This is a genomic window from Pantoea folii, assembly GCF_056678875.1.
Genome location: NZ_JBWXON010000001.1, coordinates 489,947 through 505,767, shown reverse-complemented (window position 1 = coordinate 505,767; position 15,821 = coordinate 489,947). Strand labels below are relative to the sequence as shown.

The following is a 15,821-nucleotide window of genomic DNA, read 5'->3' as shown; positions in this document are numbered from 1 at the left end:
ATCGCCTCCGCGCGGTCAGGATGAATGATGAGGAGATGTAAGCGGCGCTCAGCCCGATCGCTTTATGCTGTGGCGGCCAGGTTTTCCCTGAAGAAAGCCGTCAGTTTGTCGAAAGGAATTTTGTCCATCTGGTCGTAGAGATCGACGTGAACAGCATCCGGGATGATCAGCAGCTCCTTGGGTTCAGCAGCTGCTGCAAAGGCGGTTTCGCTGAAATAGCGTGAATGTGCTTTTTCTCCATGAATAAAGAGCACGGGCCGCGGCGAAATTTCACTGATATAGGTCAGGATGGGCATGTTCATGAACGGCAGCGGCGTGGTCTGTGTCCAGGCGTTTCCGGAGTTAACGGCGCGAGGATGGTAGCCGCGAGGGGTCATGTAGTAGTCGTGATACTCAACCAGGAACTGTGCCTCGCCACCCTTGAGCGCATTGTAGGGGGGCTGATATGCCGGTTTCCCGGCTTCAGCATCTTTCCAGCGCTGCTGGCTTAATGCTTCCAGCGTTTGCGCGCGCTGTGTCGGCGTGACGCTGTCGTTGTATCCCCTGGACATCACTCGTGTCATGTCATACATGGTGCTGGCGACAACAGCTTTGATTCGTTTGTCCACCGCTGCCGCGCTCAGGGCCATTCCACCCCAGCCGCAGATACCGATGATACCAATTCGCGCCTGATCGACATTCGGCTGCAAGCCCAGGCAATCCACCGCTGCGCTGAAATCTTCTACGCTGATATCCGGTGAAGCCACATTACGCGGCTCTCCTCCGCTCTCACCGGTGTAAGAAGGGTCAAACGCCAGGGTGATAAAACCGCGTTCTGCCATGGTCTGCGCGTAAAGCCCGGATGATTGCTCCTTAACGGCACCAAAAGGCCCACCCACCGCAAGAGCGGGGAGTTTTCCGGTGATATTTTTTGGCTGATAAATATCTGCGGCAAGCGTGTTGCCGTAACGGTTGCTGAACGTCACTTTGCGATGTTCAATCCGGTCGCTTTTCGGAAAGACTTTATCCCACTTGTCTGTGAGCGTAAGGCCCTTCTGCTCCTGTGCCGCAGCAGGGGACATAACGCTGACGCCCGCGGCCGCAATGCCGGCGGCAGTCAGCTTAAGCAGAGTACGTCGGTGTGCGTCCGGTTCACCGGGCAGTTTCACATCACGGTCATCAACGTTTCTGGTCATGACAGATCATCCTTTCGCGTAAAAGTAAAAGTGAGGTTCAGGGTTCAATTCGCTCAATGCGCAGATTGTAGGGGCCGGGCTGTGAGAGGATGTCCAGACCCTGATCGATTTTTCCCAGCGGCAGAAGATTGCGCGACCAGGTTCGCGGCCTGATGAAGATGGCGAGGTTACCCCAGGGCGCATAATGGGTCAGCTCTCCCGCCACCGGCGTCATACCGTCCGGCGCGCCCTCAGTAACGAGCTTGCGCGGCAGGTCGGACACGCGCTCAATGGTGTCGTAATCATTCATCGTGAGAGAAAGCGGAAGCATCGAACCAAAGTCTCTGGCGGTGGCATTGTCATACAGGGTGGCAACGGCAGTTTTCTTACCAACAATCAGTCTAATCTTCATAGTGTCGCCCTTTGCTTGTGTACGATGCGGCGCAGACTGCGCCAGCGAACCGGAACTTTTCTGTGCCCATGCGGCTGGAGCCAGTATCAGCACGGCGATCAGAATGATGAGTCCGTGCGGCCATTGAAGTGCGTTTTTGGTCGTTTTCATGGCAGTTATCATCCGTAATGCTGCTCGACGTGACTAGCTTATTTATACTGAATAGCCTTATAAGTTATGCTAATTAATCATGACTTTTGACCGGAAGCTGAGCACCATGGCCAGACGAAACCTTAACGACCTGATGTACTTCGTGACTATTGCGCGCGAAGGGAGTTTTACCCGTGCAGCGGCTTTGCTGGGCGTGACGCAGTCGGCGCTGAGCCAGGCGATTAACGGGCTTGAAGCACAACTGGAAATACGGTTGTTGAACCGCACCACGCGCAGTGTTTCTCCGACCGCTGCTGGCGAGCGCCTGCTGAACACCATCGGGCACCGGTTTGATGAAATTGAATCCGAGCTGGACGAGCTGACTGAAATGCGTGATAAGCCTGGAGGAACGGTACGCATTACCTGCGGAGACCATGTACTGCGAACGCTGCTGTTACCGAAAATCACGCCACTACTAAGTGAATATCCGGACATCAGCGTTGAGTACGATATTAACTATGGATTCCGCGATATCGTGGCGGATCGTTTTGATATGGGGGTGCGACTGGGTGATACCATCGACAAAGACATGATTGCAGTACCGATAGGCCCGCCTGTGCGCGTCGCCGTTGCCGCCTCACCTGATTACTTTGAGAAGTACCCCCGTCCTGAAAAGCCTCACGATCTGCTGAAACATAACTGCATCAATATGCGTATGCAGTCCAGCGGGGGAATATACACCTGGGATTTTATCAGGCAGGGCAGGCTGCAGAGCGTGCGTGTAGAAGGGCAGCTGATTTTTAACACGACTCCACCCATGGTTGAGGCAACGCTGATGGGGGCAGGTATCGCCTCGCTGCCGGAAGAAGAGTTTGCGCCGCATATTGAAGAGGGACGACTGGTCCGCGTGCTTGAAGACTGGTGCGATCCATTCCCGGGATATTTTTTGTATTATCCAAGCCGCCGACAGCCTTCGCCGGCTTTCCGGCTGGTTGTAGACGCCTTACGGTATACAAGACCAGCCGGAACGAAACTCTAACCTGCAGACGTCTTCATTTGGTTTTGAGCATTTTTACTAAATCGTTTGATTTTGATTTTTAAAACAATACCTTAAACATATTGATTAGCTTTACTAATAAGCTCTTTAAGTATTCATCAGCTAGTCAGGCTAATGTGGTCCTGCAAAAATCTCCGCTCAGCTGTAAACAAAACCATGGAGATCCAAGTAATGAACTATAACCATCTGGGACGCACTGGCCTGAAAATCAGCCCGATCACGCTCGGCTGTATGAACTTTGGTGAACTGACCAACGAGCAGGATAGCTTCAGAATCATGGATACTGCTCTTAACGCCGGTATTAACCTGTTTGACACTGCCGACGTTTATGGTGGCCCACAGTCACCGGACATGGTCAAAGGTTATGGCACCTCCGAGGAGATTATTGGCAACTGGCTGGCGCAAGATAAGTCCCGTCGCGATAAAATTGTGCTGGCCACCAAGGTTTATCAGCCTATGGATACTGGACCTAACGATAAGTATTTATCGGCGTATCACATTCGCCGGGCATGTGAAGCCAGCCTCCGTCGCCTTAAAACAGACCACATCGATCTGTATCAGATGCACCATATTGATCGTTCAACGGCGTGGGAAGAAATCTGGCAGGCATTTGAGCAACTGATCAGGGAAGGCAAGATCACCTATGCAGGCAGCAGCAACTTTGCCGGCTGGGATATCGCTACCGCACAGTGCTCGGCCGCCTCGCGCAATTTGCTGGGACTGGCCTCGGAACAGAGTCTCTACAACCTGACGCAGCGTACCATTGAGCTGGAAGTCATTCCGGCACTGCGCCATTTTGGCGTTGGGCTAATCACCTGGAGTCCTGTAGGAATGGGGCTGCTGGGAGGCGTGCTGAAAAAGATTTCTGAGGGGCGGCGCGCCACGCCAGGCTTGCTGGCGCAAATCGAGGCACGCCGCCCGCAACTGCAGGCCTGGGAAGCCTTGTGTGAAGAACTGGGTGAGTCCCCGGCACTGGTTGCGCTGGCCTGGCTCCTGCACAATCCGGCAGTGGCTTCGGTGATCAGCGGTCCGCGAACTGCTGATCAATTGCAGGAAAATCTCAAGGCCGTTGAACTTAAGCTTTCAAAAAAGGTGCTGACCGAACTCGATGCCATCTGGCCGGGTCCTGGTGGTGAAGCGCCGGGGGCTTACGCCTGGTAAACGCTGTAAGGTATTACGGAGTGTGCGACTTATCCGGCAGATCTGTCGGATAAGCCTTGCGGGTTGGTCCGGACCTGCGACAAACGTTGAACATATCAACCTTCGCGCTATCAGAGCGCCGTGATGACCTCTGCTAATGCCGTTGCCATCTGGCGCCGGCTAGCATATTAAAGACGATATCCAGGAGAATGGGGCCACCACTCCTGAAGCGTTCACTTCTGATCAATTGTTTAAGCAACGTCCGCTTTTGGCTGTGAGTTCAACTGATGGACGCAACACACTTATTGAACCGCTCTGCGGGTGATTCATATTCTAGCGTTTTTCTCGGTCTTTCGTTGAGCTGTCTGGCAACGCTGTTTAGTCTCTGCTGACTGTGAACCAATAAGTCAGTTCCCTTTGGAAAATATTGTCTTAGCAACCTGTTCGTATTTTCATTTGAGCCACGTTGCCAGGGAGATTGAGGATCACAGAAGTAAATCTGGATGTCTGTTGCTACAGTAAACCGGGTGTGGCTGGTCATTTCAGCTTCCCGATCCCAGGTTAATGTTTTATATAGCTCAACAGGTAATTCCCGGGCTTGTCTGATGAGTGCAGATATAACCGTTATGGTCTTGTTGTCCCTGATTTTGGCTAACATAACAAAGCGGGAATGGCGTTCTACGAGGGTGACGATATAGGAGTTTTTCGAGCCCTGGATCAGATCACCTTCCCAGTGACCAGGGATGGCTCTGTCTGAGGCTTCCGGTGGCCTTTCGCTGATAGGTATCGCATTCGGGATTTTCCCTAATCCTTTCCCTTTAAGTGATGACGTTCGGGATCTACGTACCGCTCTTCCGCTTCTGAGGCATTGCTGCAGCTCTTTTTTTAATGCCCCCCGGGTTTGTATAAAAAGCGTTTTATAAATCGTTTCGTGTGACACATGCATTTCCTGATTATCCGGATAACAGCGTTTCAGCCAACCGGCGATCTGTTCCGGCGACCAGTCCTGATGCATCTTCTCTGCAATGATTTTACACAATGTGGGGCTTTCAATTAGCTTGCAAGGTTTTGGTCTCAGAGCATTTTCCCACGCAGCAGTATCGGCTTTTGCTGCACGGTATTGCTTGGCACCTCCGTGCCTCCTGACCTCGCGGCTAATCGTTGAGGGTGCTCTTGATAAGTTGGCAGCAATGTCCCTGATACTGAGTTTTGCTACCAGTCCTCTGGAAATCTCCTCTCTTTCATCAAGCGTAAGCGCTAATCGATGCCGCTTTCGAACGGGAGGACGGTAGCCACCTGTCTGGTGGATTGTGGGCATGATGGAAGAATGAAATCTGTCGAACATTCTGACGATATCATGCAGAGAATCACCTTGCTTATATCTGTCCCAGATAATCGCCTTCTGCTCTGGCGTGTAGTTAATCCGAGTTCTTCGTTTCATGGCAACGTCCCCCCTTGATTAAGGATAGCGTTGCATCGAGCCATTGAACTCACAGCACATAGCTGCCATTCACTTCTAAGGTTGTTCACCTATCTTTGTCTCCTGTGCGAGCAGGATTGAAAGCCGGACTGAGCTATAGGGAAACAGATGCGTCTCTGCACGATGGGCGTGGGTCTGATGGCAAAACAATGGTCAGGCAGACAAATGGTGGAAATTCGGATGCCTTCAGAATTTAGTATTGTCACAATCGTTAATCGCCTGTTTTTTAGACTCCCGGCGTTGATTCTGCTAAACCGGGTCCAATTTCAGACTCGATTAAGTAAGTCGTCCAAGCCTGAGCTTTCCTCCTGTCGTTCAGGATCTCGACTTTGAGAGTGATGGGGTTAAAAGGTTTAAAACCTTGACGTGAAGATGATAATTATTATCATTTATGCTATTTGTGAAAGGAGAACACGTGAAGATCTTCTGAACCCTGAAATCCATACCCGAACTGGCCGACCTAGACTTGTGGGAGCGCGGAAGACGATGGCGGGAGGCATATAAATCAGCTTTTCGTCACTGGCAGACCTGGGCGGGCATCATCGTCTGCGGGGCCTTCGGCTACTCAGGAGCGTATTTTTTTGGTATTGCCGGCTCCGTAATCATGTCCGGGCTGGGCGGCTTTGTGTACGGACAGATTGTCACAAACGTTGTCCTGAAACATTATCGTCACCGATTGCGTGGCGAAGCTGGCTGATCTCCAGGGGGCTACGGCATCCGCAGTTAGCAGGCACGAAAGCAACGGGGCTTCTTTCAGAGCGTTTCAGTGAAACTCCCAATATACAATCTGGTTGCTCAATGGCAAATAAGTCTCCATAAGCGGCTATACAGCAAAACCTGACCCTGTCTGAACCCAACCTTCCGCGAGGATTGATCAATCAATTGCCGGTGAGGGTTTTGTCAGGATTTCTTCTTATGCCATCTGTCATCATTGCCTTTTTCGTACGTATTCTTGACTGCAGCCCAGGCAACTTTATGTGAAACCTCTTCCCGGGAGCTGTCATCCTTGCGGTCTTTTTTATCCTTATACTCATCCCAGGCACTGTTAAAAGCTGCTTGATATATATCCTGCGCATGAGCAGGTAGTACGCTCCTGACGCTCTCTGGCAGGGAATCTCGTGATTTATACGGCATAGTTGCCCTCCTGTAATTTAAGACTTAAGTCTGGTTCACATGCGAAAAATTTCAATGTTCATTTAAGCGAGGCGCGTGAATGATGCAGAGCGATCGAATATTTTCAGGCAATGCACATCGCGCCAAAACGCCCGCTGCTAAACAATTCGAAATTGAAATTAAGAAGCATGCCCTGCTGGATTAGTCATCACGACTATCTCCATACAGGGGAGTGTTGGCAAACCTGATAACATGATCTGATTCTGGCTACAGAGGTATGATGGCAGTTCAGAGATTTGTAAACTATATCTAATGTTTGGGCGACCTTTGCTTCTGCGCTGGACTTCACTATGCTTCGCACCACTAAAAGACGTACCCGTTTTGATATCGAAAACCAGATTGAAACGCTTGAATCCTATTTGCAGGAAGTCGGCTTGATCATTCGTTCTCTTACAGGACAGGAGGTCGCAGCGGGCAAATCTCTGCTGCATGCGAGACGTTTGTCGGAAGCCAATCGTGAACATGAGCAGCTCCAGTTGGAGCTGGACCAGATAACCGAAAAGAGAAACAAAAGGTTCGGAAAGAAATTAGCTTCCTGACTTTGAACGAGCAAATCGAATGTATTTGCCTGTATGAAAATTTAGGAAGCGGGCGGTGCTGAATTACTCATGCTCAGGATTTAACCACAACTCATATTTGGTGCCGCAATCCATGATAAGTTTTAAGTAACCAGTGAGCAGTTGGCTGCATTCAGGGGAAAGCAGTATGCCTCTACAGACCAACCTTTGCCTTCTGCTGTCACCATTATCGTTGATGTGAAGTTACGTCAGGGGCGGTGCCGGGTCGTGCATGAGTTTCAGGGGGTACTCAGGCAAACCCCTCTTTCGGTTTTTCTGCTCCGGTTCCCTTATCAGATAGAGTCACCATGAAAAGTAAACTCATGTCGAAATGAAATCATGCCATTAGCGTGAAACTTTATACTTCGCTGCATCAGAGGGTTCGCATAATCATCTAAGCCTGGTACAGACAGCCGATACGTTTTGACGTCTTACAAGACCAATACCCGCATCAAATAATCTTTTCGGCTGTCTTTAAAATACTTACAAGGTTTAAGAGGAATCACTCACTATATTCCACTTAGCACGCAAGTCTTTATCAGCTTTAGCTTCCTTTGCGCATCCAGAAAAGAGCATCCTCAGTTACGCGAATAATCGCCGGAATAGTGCTCTCACGCTTTTTCTTTTCAAGCATAGCTATGATGCTATCCCGGCTAATATTCATGCTGCGTTCAACAAGCTCCAGCACCGCCTCACCAATTATGCCAGTCAACAGAGGGGCTGAAGAGAGGTCTGCGTATAGTTTTTTCATTGGAACATCCCTTTATATGATGTGATTATCAGGGATTTATACTGATAAGACCTCTTACCTGCAATAAGAATTTGCTTGAAAAAGGAACAGGTGAAACCCGTTTTTCATAAAACAAACAGGTATCGCTCAAAATCTATGAGCACGACGCAAGCGGATATGGGTCCATAGCTCCCCGAGGTAAGTCGCTCAGAGAGATATTGATCTATAAGCAAATTTTGAAAAGCGTTCACTTCCGATGTGCCTGAGATGACTACAGTCTCTCAGTTACAGGTAGATTGATCGGCCAGCAGCATCAGGGATTCCTGAAGAATTTTTCTGTCGATCTCTTCAGAGCAAAGCTCCAGCCTGACTGCCAGCATAAGCTGAACTTCAGGTATAGAGACAACCCCCCTTGTTTTGAGAACGGCCTGGCACATTGCGCCGATCGCCTCTACTGCACTGGTGAACTTCAGCCGTAACGTTAGCGGAACATGATTTCCACACTCGGTTACAGGGAGTGTGGCCGGCTTGAAGTGTTTACTGCTGGCATTGATATCTTTGGATATGGCCATGTAATTCCTGACTACACAGAAGGCATGTCACTCGTCCGCGATTAACATTGCGCTATTTTGGAATGTAAATGACAAATGGCGTGAAGTGTCCTTGCGAGCTATCGCACACCAGCGCTATCGAGCGCGCTTCATTTGACTTAGGAGTAGTGGTGGAAGCTGCTTGGTCAGCTCATGAGAGGTAAGTTGCACCCGCATCGATTCGTGGGCAACAAGCCTGTTGAAGGATAAGGTCTGGCTATTTTTCAGACAGCAGTAGCGTAACACCTTTTGCCGATGAAAAGTGAAATCATTCAGTGATCGTAGTTATTTTTTGGCTGGGGCAGGTGCAAGCTTCCGGATAAACTCATGATGAAAAGCAACTTAAGCGCAAGGCTAAGAACAGATAAACCTTCTGGTATTCAGAAGATTAGGGCAGCTGCACTGCGGCTTTTCAGCCGCGTCGGCAGCCGCGTTGGCTATTTAAAATTCTTCACGGTGAAAATCAGAAGACGAGTGAACTTGTTCGAAGAAGTTTATCGGTAGGGTAGAAACATAATTCATCTTCTAAGCTGCGCAGCAGGTAACCGTTGTCCCTCAGCCAGCGCACCATGTCTGCAATGTCTGCGTACAGCGCCTCCCGGTTTTTATCGGTGATGATAAAATGGTCGAACTCTGAAATGACGTCTCCAGTGCGATGGCTGAAGTTAAGACCGGGACCAGGTGCGTGCAAAGATGATCCTGAAGATTTGAGACAGGCGTTGACCGTTTTCTGCGAGCTACATTCAGCATGCTGTGGAAATTCGATAAGGCTATGTTGACGCACCATTCGGTACACGGCGTCAAAGTTGAGAAGTTGATTGTGCATGGGCTCTCCTGACGTTATCCGATACGTTGGAAACAGCAGGCGACCCACAACATGATGGTTAACGGCCAGCTGCTGCACCGCTGACCACTTATAACGCTGCGCTTAAAAAAGACATATTACAAAACATAGCTCAATTTCAGTTTTACGCGAGAAAGCCTGATTAAATTGTCGCAGCGCCACTTTCTGATTAACACCTCTCTCCATTAAGCACCCTAAAGAGTATCTAGTCCTCAGCGTTACATCCGACAACAATCTCAAGCGTTCTTCGTAAAACGTCAGCCTGTGGTGTACCTTGCACGCTTTCCAGTGCACCAATCAGGCTGAGAATAATAGCTTTACGGGTCACCTGTTCTCCCGACTGAAGGAGGCTTCGAATGACAAATCCGAGTACGGCCGATTCATCCTTGATGTCATTTCCCGCATTGCGAAAGCGTTCAGCCAGTTCAATGTCGGTAATCACGCTAAAAATATCATCTGGCGTTGGCATTCTTATTCGTTCCGTGCTTGATGGATAGGAGTTAATGATCAGACCTAAAATAAGGCTTCAATGCTTACTGTTATTTCCTGGGACGCCAGAGCCTGAAAATAAGGCGCGAACCTTGTCGGATCCTTCATTGTGCTCCCTCATATGCGCATCACCCTCAGAACGGTGTTTTCTGATATCGGTTATGGAAAGCGCAATCAGCGCCTGCCTGTCAGCATCCTCTGATAATCTCTGCATTGAATTCAGCTGATCCATCAAAGCTCGCAGGGATATGCGTCCAGGCCGCTGTAGTAATGCAAATGCTGCTTCTCCGATAATTTCGTCAATAGCTTTCTGCTGGTCACTTCTGTTCATAGGTTTCTCTTTACTGCAAGATGCTTCGATCACGGTGTGAAGATGACATGTTTGGCCGAAGTGCATAATGCTGATGATCACAACAACACCTGATGGGGGTATTACACCGCCACAGGTGTCATCGTCTGGGTCGCCGATTTCAACCCTCCCGGTCTAAGAGGAGGCCAATCAACTGGTGGTAATGACGTTCTTCTTCAGCGCATGAAGAGAGTTCAAGACGATGAAGCAGTTTGCTACAAAGTGACTTGCGGTTCAGATTGCGACCTTCCTTCAGAATCTCCACCACAATTTGTCCAAGCGATTCCTGCTGAGATGGCAAAGAGGCTTTACTGAAATACTGATTAATGGCTTCAGAAGAGATCGAAGCAGAACGATTCTGGCGCATTTGTTGATCCTCCAATGATAAATTCAAGCGACTTAAAAGTTGTACACGCTTTCTAGAACTTGTACAAGAATTAGTAGTCCTGTGGTTTTTGCTTCCTTTGAAAACAAGTTTTTTACACAGGGTTTAATGTTCAGGGCCATGGATAGCTAAGCCAGACATACTTTTCAATCACACTTTAAATCAATCAAGAAGTTGACGCTCACTCGGCCAAATTATGAAAACTGATGAGGTATGAAGATAAGGATTTTTCCTGGAAAAAATTCTCAGGTTTACAGAATGGAATTTCCTGCCAAACTAAGGTTTTAAACGTAAAAATGAGGTCAGGAAATGAAAAACTACACGCTATCAGCCGCCGTGGTATCCGCTATCCTTTGTGGTATTTGTTCTTTTGGCGCTTATGCTGGAGTATTCGGATAAAGCGAATTGTCAGCACCAGCTAAGAAAGTTTTCCCGGCTGGTGTCTGACGACAATCTAACTACGAAGTCCACATTTCTGTTTGAGCTTTCTATATGAAAACCGCTTAACACATTGATACAAGAAACTTCGACTCGACAGGGGTCCTTCGTCAGGCATTTCCAGTAATAAATGAGTTAAGCCCCCCAAGGGAAACTCAGAATGTGACTTTAATCCGCCTGATCAAGCCGGTACTGATAGCGCTTTTTGACTCCTTGCCCAGACCCGATGGGCTTTCATTGCATCAATAAAAGCACCCATCATCGCGCTGTCTGCTTTCAGGCCATCAACAATACCTTCCTCTTCTTCATCGTCCTGCAAGGCGAACTGTGTTTTGAATCGCCTGGCCTCGCCACTCAGGCCAATGACTTTCAGGTGCTTGTAAGCTTCCAGCAGATAGTAGCGGCTGTCGCCACTTAACAGCAGCGCATCAATGTTACCGTCTGGCACAAAAACGGCATCAAACGTCAGCGACGGCAATCCGGCAAACGTGGCATCAACGGGCAAAATTGAACCGTCATCCGCCACCACCTGACCCATATGGGGAGCCAGCAATTTTGTATGTACACCCGCCGCATTAAGCGACTGCAACACGGCCAGTACATCAGCCGACTTCACCCCATCGCTCAACAGCAGGGCAACCTGCCGACCTTTTATCTCCCCACCTGGCACGGCATACAAACTCAGACTGTCATCTTTTTTCAGACCGTGGACGTCGGGAGCGGGTGGGGTATTTAACTGATCTGCAGTCAGTGCAATCCCCAGGTTATCAGCCACACCCTGAGCGAGTGCAATATCGATATTCAACAGGTGGTCTATCACGCGCTCACGTATGTAGGGACGGGCGACTTTACTCATTTCAAAGGAGTAGGCCCCAATGATGTGCTGTTGCTCGACAGGCGTCTGACTTAACCAGAACAATCGAGGCTGAGAGTAATACTCGCCAAAGGAAGGACTGCGCTCGCGTACTTTATGGCCTTCCACGCGCTCCTGAAAGCTCTCGAACCCGCCACTTTCGGCTGACGGCGGCGTTTCTCTCGGCCAGTTATCATTAATCGAATTAGGTTCGTAATTTGCCGGATTGGCGTCGATGTCCTGACGATGCATGCCCTGCCGCTGAAAATTATGATAGGGGCAAACCGGGCGGTTAATAGGAATTTCGTGGAAGTTAGGTCCGCCCAGGCGGCTGATCTGGGTATCTGTGTAGGAGAAAAGTCTGCCCTGCAATAAAGGATCATTGGTGAAGTCCAGGCCTGGTACGATATGTCCGGGGTGGAAGGCCACCTGTTCGGTTTCAGCAAAGAAGTTATCGGGATTGCGGTTCAACACCATCTTGCCGACAATTTCCACCGGCACCAGCTCTTCCGAAATCAGTTTGGTGGCATCCAGGATATCGAAATCGAAACTGAATTCGTCTTCTTCGGAAATGAGTTGCAGGCCTAACTCATATTCCGGAAAATCGCCGGCTTCAATGGCTTCCCACAAATCGCGTCGGTGAAAATCAGGATCGCGCCCGGTCAGTTTTTGTGACTCGTCCCAAAGTAATGACGCTTTTCCTGCAACAGGTTTCCAGTGAAAGCGGACAAAGGTCGCTTTCCCCTCTGCATTGATCAGACGGAAAGTATGGATACCGAAATCTTCCATGGTGCGGTAGCTGCGTGGGATACCACGGTCGGACATCGCCCAGATAACGTTATGTAAGGTTTCAGGCTGCAGGGAGACATAGTCCCAGAAGGTGTCGTGTGCGCTTTGACCCTGAGGAATTTCATTGTGTGGTTCGGGTTTTACGGCATGCACAAAATCAGGGAATTTATGGGCATCCTGGATAAAGAACACGGGAGTGTTGTTTCCGACTAAATCAAATACACCGTCATCGGTATAAAACTTAGTGGCAAAACCACGTATATCGCGCACGGTATCAGCCGATCCTGCACCGCCCTGAACCGTTGAAAAACGCACGAAGACAGGTGTGATTTGGTCTGGGTCGGACAGGAAATGCGCTTTGGTCAGATCTTTCAATGAGCGGTAAGGTTGTAAATATCCGTGCGCTGCCGAACCACGCGCATGCACGATGCGCTCCGGGATGCGTTCGTGATCAAAATGCGTGATTTTCTCTCGCATAATAAAATCTTCAAGCAGGGTCGGCCCTCGTGCTCCCGCGCGTAAAGAGTTTTGATCGTTTGCAATCTTTGTTCCCTGATTTGTGGTCAGCGACTGATCAGCGCCATTTTATCTGTGAACCTCAAGTTGCTTTAGTTTGTTGTTCTGGGTATCAGGCGCCTTTAAACTTCCGGGGGCAGTAGGTTGTTTGCCGGGTGGTGTAGGTTCTGCTGCAGGCTGATGTGAACCATCTGCAGGTGCCAGAGATCCACGGGAAGGCTGCGACGACTCTGGCCCCTTTGAAGGAGCCTGATGAGTTAATTCTTTATTTTTTACTGGCTTCGACATTGCTATATTCCCATTTCATTAATTGAATGACCCTAATTAATACAGGTCAAAACGAAGAGCGGGGAATTTTAAGTGAATGCTTTTCTCGCGCTTTGCTTATTACCATGGCTTCTTTCACCTTAATGCAGGGGGCAGAAAGATCACTTCGGTTTAAGTTAAAGGCGGAGGGAAGAGAGTGTTTTCCATCGATTAATATATGAGAAGGTTCCTTAATTCGTTTCGCTTTAATTCACAAAGCGAAACGAGAAATTTTATTGCTCAACTTTTCTCCAAAGAGATTCATTGACTTGCGAATCAAGCGGTATAGATTTCACTCACATGCCGCCATGTGTTTTTACTGCACATGACGGCATGTTGTTTATCAGGATGCTCTAATTATTTAAACAATACATCAACCCCCACTTTGTCAGAGAGATCTTTCGCTGGCCAAGACGGTATGGGGTTGTGTGCGTCTGCCAATGCGTCCGAATACAGCAGCCAGCACGCCCTCAATAATCAATACAAAGAAGGTGAACCAGCTGGCTCTGGCGGTTGCGGCGGCGGCTTTCTCTGCGGCTTCACGGGCTTTCTGCTCAGCCTGCTGTTTCAGTTGCTGAAACTGTGCCATGGCTTTCTGATAACTCTCAACCGTCTGGTTAACGATCTGCTCAGCTTCCTGATCGCTCTTACCTGTCCGGGCTTTAATAATGTTTTTGAGCGCATCCCGGTCGGCAGCCTGTAGGGTGTCAGAATGACGATTAACAACTCCACGTATCCAATTCACGATATCGTTATCCGCATTTTGCGGGTTCTGAGCCGTTTGTTTAGCCTGATCTTGTGCGCTATTTGCCTCACTGTTCACATCCTGCTGAAGCTTATCCGGCTGAAGTTCAGGCTTACCCGTCTGACGGAGGGTGGCCTGTAACTCATTCTGGAGCGAATCTAAATTAATATTATTCTCCTGAAGTTTCTCTTTGGCCATGTTCCCGACAGACGGGGCAACGGCCGAAACACCACTGCCTAGCGCACTGGCTCCGGCACCAAGGATATTAAATGCGCCTCCGATAATCCCAGTTGCCAGTGAAAATGCCAGCCAGAGGGTGATAAGTGTACTGACGCCAAACATCAATAAACCGTGTAGTGCGCCCTCACGTTGAGCCAGTCTGCCAGCGACGTAACCGCCGGCAATGATGGCGATAAGCATACTGACACCGGTCCATATCAGCGCACCCGTCCCTAAATGTTCAAGCGGATTGCGTTCCTGTTGAGGGTCAATGACAGAAGCACCAATCGCAGTGCCGAGTAATCCTAATAAAATATGAACAATAAGCGCGGCGATAACACCCGCAAATACCGCGCTCCATGAGATACGTTTCAGCGGCAGGCCGCCATAAGAATCTGTGACGATTGCACCATCATTTACCCAAGGCTCAGCCATGATATTTCTCCGGTAATTTATGATAATTATCCAACATCACGAAACAGACGTTATGATTTAGCGTAGTCACTAAATAAAAAGCTCACCAAGTTTATTTTGGGGATTGATATGCATTAAACGAGACGGTTAACAATCTTGTAAGGCGCATCTAACAAAATCTCGATGAGGCGGGATACTTAGAGCGTATATTTCTTTTCCTTTACGACTCTTAACATGAAAACAGAGCTAACCTTTACAAGGCAGCTCATCAAAATGCTGTTTACAGTTTCAGTGATGAATTTTGCCATGGATACATAAACGGTTGTTAAATCCTGCATAAATATCTGATGACTCGTTGTGTTTAGGTGTCTGTTATTTTCCTCTCCTTCATTTTCTTCTGCTTAGCACCAACCGCCTGGCTTGTGTTTTATGCCATGGCGACCAGACTTATTGGGTTAACCGAGCCCCAAACGCTGAGCGTTTTTAACCGCAAGGAGAAACATATGGGTAAGAAAATAGCTGTCCTGATCACCGATGAATTCGAAGACTCAGAGTTCACCTCACCCGCCGATGCCTATGCCAAAGCCGGCCACGAAGTCGTGACTATTGAGATGCAGGCGGGGAAGGTTGTGAAAGGTAAACAGGGTAAGGCGGAAGTCAAAATCGACAGGGACATCGATCACGTTACTCCTGCAGAATTTGATGCCTTACTTTTGCCTGGCGGTCACTCACCTGACTCACTGCGCGGTGATGATCGTTTCGTGAATTTCACCAAAGAATTTGTTGCCAGCGGCAAACCGGTGTTTGCCATCTGCCATGGACCTCAGTTGCTTATCAGTGCTAATGGTGTGCGCGGCCGCAAGATGACCAGTGTAAAAGCCATCGCTATTGATCTGCGTAATGCAGGTGCTGACTTTTATGACAAAGAAGTCGTTGTGGATGACGATAAACTGGTCACCAGCCGTACGCCGGATGATCTACCTGCGTTCAATCGGGAAGCGCTGCGCATTCTCAATGCGGCCTGAGAGACATCTTCATCCTGCTATTTGTCA

General features: G+C 49.0%; 15 protein-coding genes and 1 pseudogene. 4 read left to right on the top strand and 12 right to left on the bottom strand.

Annotated features, from left to right (window positions below):
• Positions 1–62: 62 nt before the first annotated feature.
• Together AC1MDE_RS02485 and AC1MDE_RS02480 are read right to left on the bottom strand one after the other, a co-directional pair.
• Positions 63–1,175 (bottom strand): alpha/beta hydrolase, encoded by a 1,113-nt coding sequence (locus AC1MDE_RS02485; protein WP_480344187.1) that lies wholly within the window; start codon positions 1,173–1,175, stop codon positions 63–65.
• Between the two features lie 37 nt (positions 1,176–1,212).
• Positions 1,213–1,716 (bottom strand): cyclophilin-like fold protein, encoded by a 504-nt coding sequence (locus AC1MDE_RS02480; RefSeq protein WP_480344186.1) that lies wholly within the window; start codon positions 1,714–1,716, stop codon positions 1,213–1,215.
• Positions 1,717–1,822: 106 nt separating this feature from the next.
• Here AC1MDE_RS02480 and AC1MDE_RS02475 point away from each other — a divergent pair, with 106 nt between their 5' ends.
• Positions 1,823–2,734: a LysR family transcriptional regulator gene (locus AC1MDE_RS02475; protein ID WP_480344185.1), complete on the top strand. Its 912-nt coding sequence runs from the start codon at positions 1,823–1,825 to the stop codon at positions 2,732–2,734.
• Positions 2,735–2,923: 189 nt separating this feature from the next.
• Positions 2,924–3,913, top strand: a complete 990-nt coding sequence (locus AC1MDE_RS02470; protein WP_480344184.1) for an aldo/keto reductase — start codon at positions 2,924–2,926, stop codon at positions 3,911–3,913.
• A 259-nt stretch (positions 3,914–4,172) separates the two neighbouring features.
• Here the strand turns inward: AC1MDE_RS02470 and AC1MDE_RS02465 are convergent, their stop codons facing one another.
• The gene (locus AC1MDE_RS02465) at positions 4,173–5,333 is read right to left on the bottom strand and encodes an IS30 family transposase (RefSeq protein ID WP_479403062.1); all 1,161 of its coding nucleotides are present in this window, start codon (positions 5,331–5,333) and stop codon (positions 4,173–4,175) included.
• Positions 5,334–6,272: 939 nt separating this feature from the next.
• On the bottom strand, positions 6,273–6,506 hold the full coding sequence (gene chaB, locus AC1MDE_RS02460) for a putative cation transport regulator ChaB (RefSeq protein ID WP_058960718.1): 234 nt from the start codon (positions 6,504–6,506) through the stop codon (positions 6,273–6,275).
• 329 nt (positions 6,507–6,835) lie between these two features.
• Between chaB and AC1MDE_RS02455 the strand changes: the two genes are divergently transcribed.
• Positions 6,836–7,084: a hypothetical protein gene (locus tag AC1MDE_RS02455; protein WP_058960717.1), complete on the top strand. Its 249-nt coding sequence runs from the start codon at positions 6,836–6,838 to the stop codon at positions 7,082–7,084.
• Between the two features lie 562 nt (positions 7,085–7,646).
• Here AC1MDE_RS02455 and AC1MDE_RS02450 read toward each other — a convergent pair.
• The 8 genes and pseudogenes from AC1MDE_RS02450 to AC1MDE_RS02415 all read right to left on the bottom strand — a co-directional run bounded on the left by AC1MDE_RS02450 (position 7,647) and on the right by AC1MDE_RS02415 (position 14,790).
• Positions 7,647–7,853 (bottom strand): hypothetical protein, encoded by a 207-nt coding sequence (locus tag AC1MDE_RS02450; RefSeq protein WP_058960716.1) that lies wholly within the window; start codon positions 7,851–7,853, stop codon positions 7,647–7,649.
• Positions 7,854–8,113: 260 nt separating this feature from the next.
• Complete coding sequence (locus AC1MDE_RS02445; protein ID WP_058960715.1) at positions 8,114–8,404, bottom strand: hypothetical protein; 291 nt, start codon at positions 8,402–8,404, stop codon at positions 8,114–8,116.
• 481 nt (positions 8,405–8,885) lie between these two features.
• Positions 8,886–9,248: a hypothetical protein gene (locus AC1MDE_RS02440; protein ID WP_480344183.1), complete on the bottom strand. Its 363-nt coding sequence runs from the start codon at positions 9,246–9,248 to the stop codon at positions 8,886–8,888.
• 223 nt (positions 9,249–9,471) lie between these two features.
• Positions 9,472–9,735 (bottom strand): biofilm development regulator YmgB/AriR family protein, encoded by a 264-nt coding sequence (locus AC1MDE_RS02435; RefSeq protein WP_058960713.1) that lies wholly within the window; start codon positions 9,733–9,735, stop codon positions 9,472–9,474.
• A gap of 57 nt (positions 9,736–9,792) precedes the next feature.
• Complete coding sequence (locus AC1MDE_RS02430) at positions 9,793–10,167, bottom strand: hypothetical protein (RefSeq protein ID WP_480344182.1); 375 nt, start codon at positions 10,165–10,167, stop codon at positions 9,793–9,795.
• Positions 10,168–10,225: 58 nt separating this feature from the next.
• Positions 10,226–10,471 carry a regulatory protein YcgZ gene (gene ycgZ, locus AC1MDE_RS02425; protein WP_436361274.1) on the bottom strand — a complete coding sequence of 82 codons (246 nt, stop codon included), beginning with the start codon at positions 10,469–10,471 and terminating at the stop codon, positions 10,226–10,228.
• A 637-nt stretch (positions 10,472–11,108) separates the two neighbouring features.
• Positions 11,109–13,373 (bottom strand): annotated as a pseudogene (katE, locus tag AC1MDE_RS02420) (catalase HPII).
• Between the two features lie 406 nt (positions 13,374–13,779).
• Complete coding sequence (locus tag AC1MDE_RS02415) at positions 13,780–14,790, bottom strand: hypothetical protein (protein WP_480344181.1); 1,011 nt, start codon at positions 14,788–14,790, stop codon at positions 13,780–13,782.
• 482 nt (positions 14,791–15,272) lie between these two features.
• On the opposite strand from AC1MDE_RS02415, the gene AC1MDE_RS02410 reads away from it, so the two are divergent.
• Complete coding sequence (locus AC1MDE_RS02410; protein WP_058960710.1) at positions 15,273–15,794, top strand: type 1 glutamine amidotransferase domain-containing protein; 522 nt, start codon at positions 15,273–15,275, stop codon at positions 15,792–15,794.
• The last annotated feature ends 27 nt before the right edge of the window (positions 15,795–15,821 follow it).

Bases quoted from the DNA above. Each gene is read 5' to 3' on its own strand.
- AC1MDE_RS02410 (WP_058960710.1), top strand. From the start codon at position 15,273: ATGGGTAAGAAAATAGCTGTCCTGATCACCGATGAATTCGAAGACTCA.
- AC1MDE_RS02475 (WP_480344185.1), top strand. From the start codon at position 1,823: ATGGCCAGACGAAACCTTAACGACCTGATGTACTTCGTGACTATTGCG.
- AC1MDE_RS02455 (WP_058960717.1), top strand. From the start codon at position 6,836: ATGCTTCGCACCACTAAAAGACGTACCCGTTTTGATATCGAAAACCAG.
- AC1MDE_RS02470 (WP_480344184.1), top strand. From the start codon at position 2,924: ATGAACTATAACCATCTGGGACGCACTGGCCTGAAAATCAGCCCGATC.
- AC1MDE_RS02480 (WP_480344186.1), bottom strand. From the start codon at position 1,716: ATGAAAACGACCAAAAACGCACTTCAATGGCCGCACGGACTCATCATT.
- ycgZ (WP_436361274.1), bottom strand. From the start codon at position 10,471: ATGCGCCAGAATCGTTCTGCTTCGATCTCTTCTGAAGCCATTAATCAG.
- AC1MDE_RS02485 (WP_480344187.1), bottom strand. From the start codon at position 1,175: ATGACCAGAAACGTTGATGACCGTGATGTGAAACTGCCCGGTGAACCG.
- AC1MDE_RS02450 (WP_058960716.1), bottom strand. From the start codon at position 7,853: ATGAAAAAACTATACGCAGACCTCTCTTCAGCCCCTCTGTTGACTGGC.
- AC1MDE_RS02415 (WP_480344181.1), bottom strand. From the start codon at position 14,790: ATGGCTGAGCCTTGGGTAAATGATGGTGCAATCGTCACAGATTCTTAT.
- AC1MDE_RS02440 (WP_480344183.1), bottom strand. From the start codon at position 9,248: ATGCACAATCAACTTCTCAACTTTGACGCCGTGTACCGAATGGTGCGT.
- chaB (WP_058960718.1), bottom strand. From the start codon at position 6,506: ATGCCGTATAAATCACGAGATTCCCTGCCAGAGAGCGTCAGGAGCGTA.
- AC1MDE_RS02445 (WP_058960715.1), bottom strand. From the start codon at position 8,404: ATGGCCATATCCAAAGATATCAATGCCAGCAGTAAACACTTCAAGCCG.
- AC1MDE_RS02465 (WP_479403062.1), bottom strand. From the start codon at position 5,333: ATGAAACGAAGAACTCGGATTAACTACACGCCAGAGCAGAAGGCGATT.
- AC1MDE_RS02435 (WP_058960713.1), bottom strand. From the start codon at position 9,735: ATGCCAACGCCAGATGATATTTTTAGCGTGATTACCGACATTGAACTG.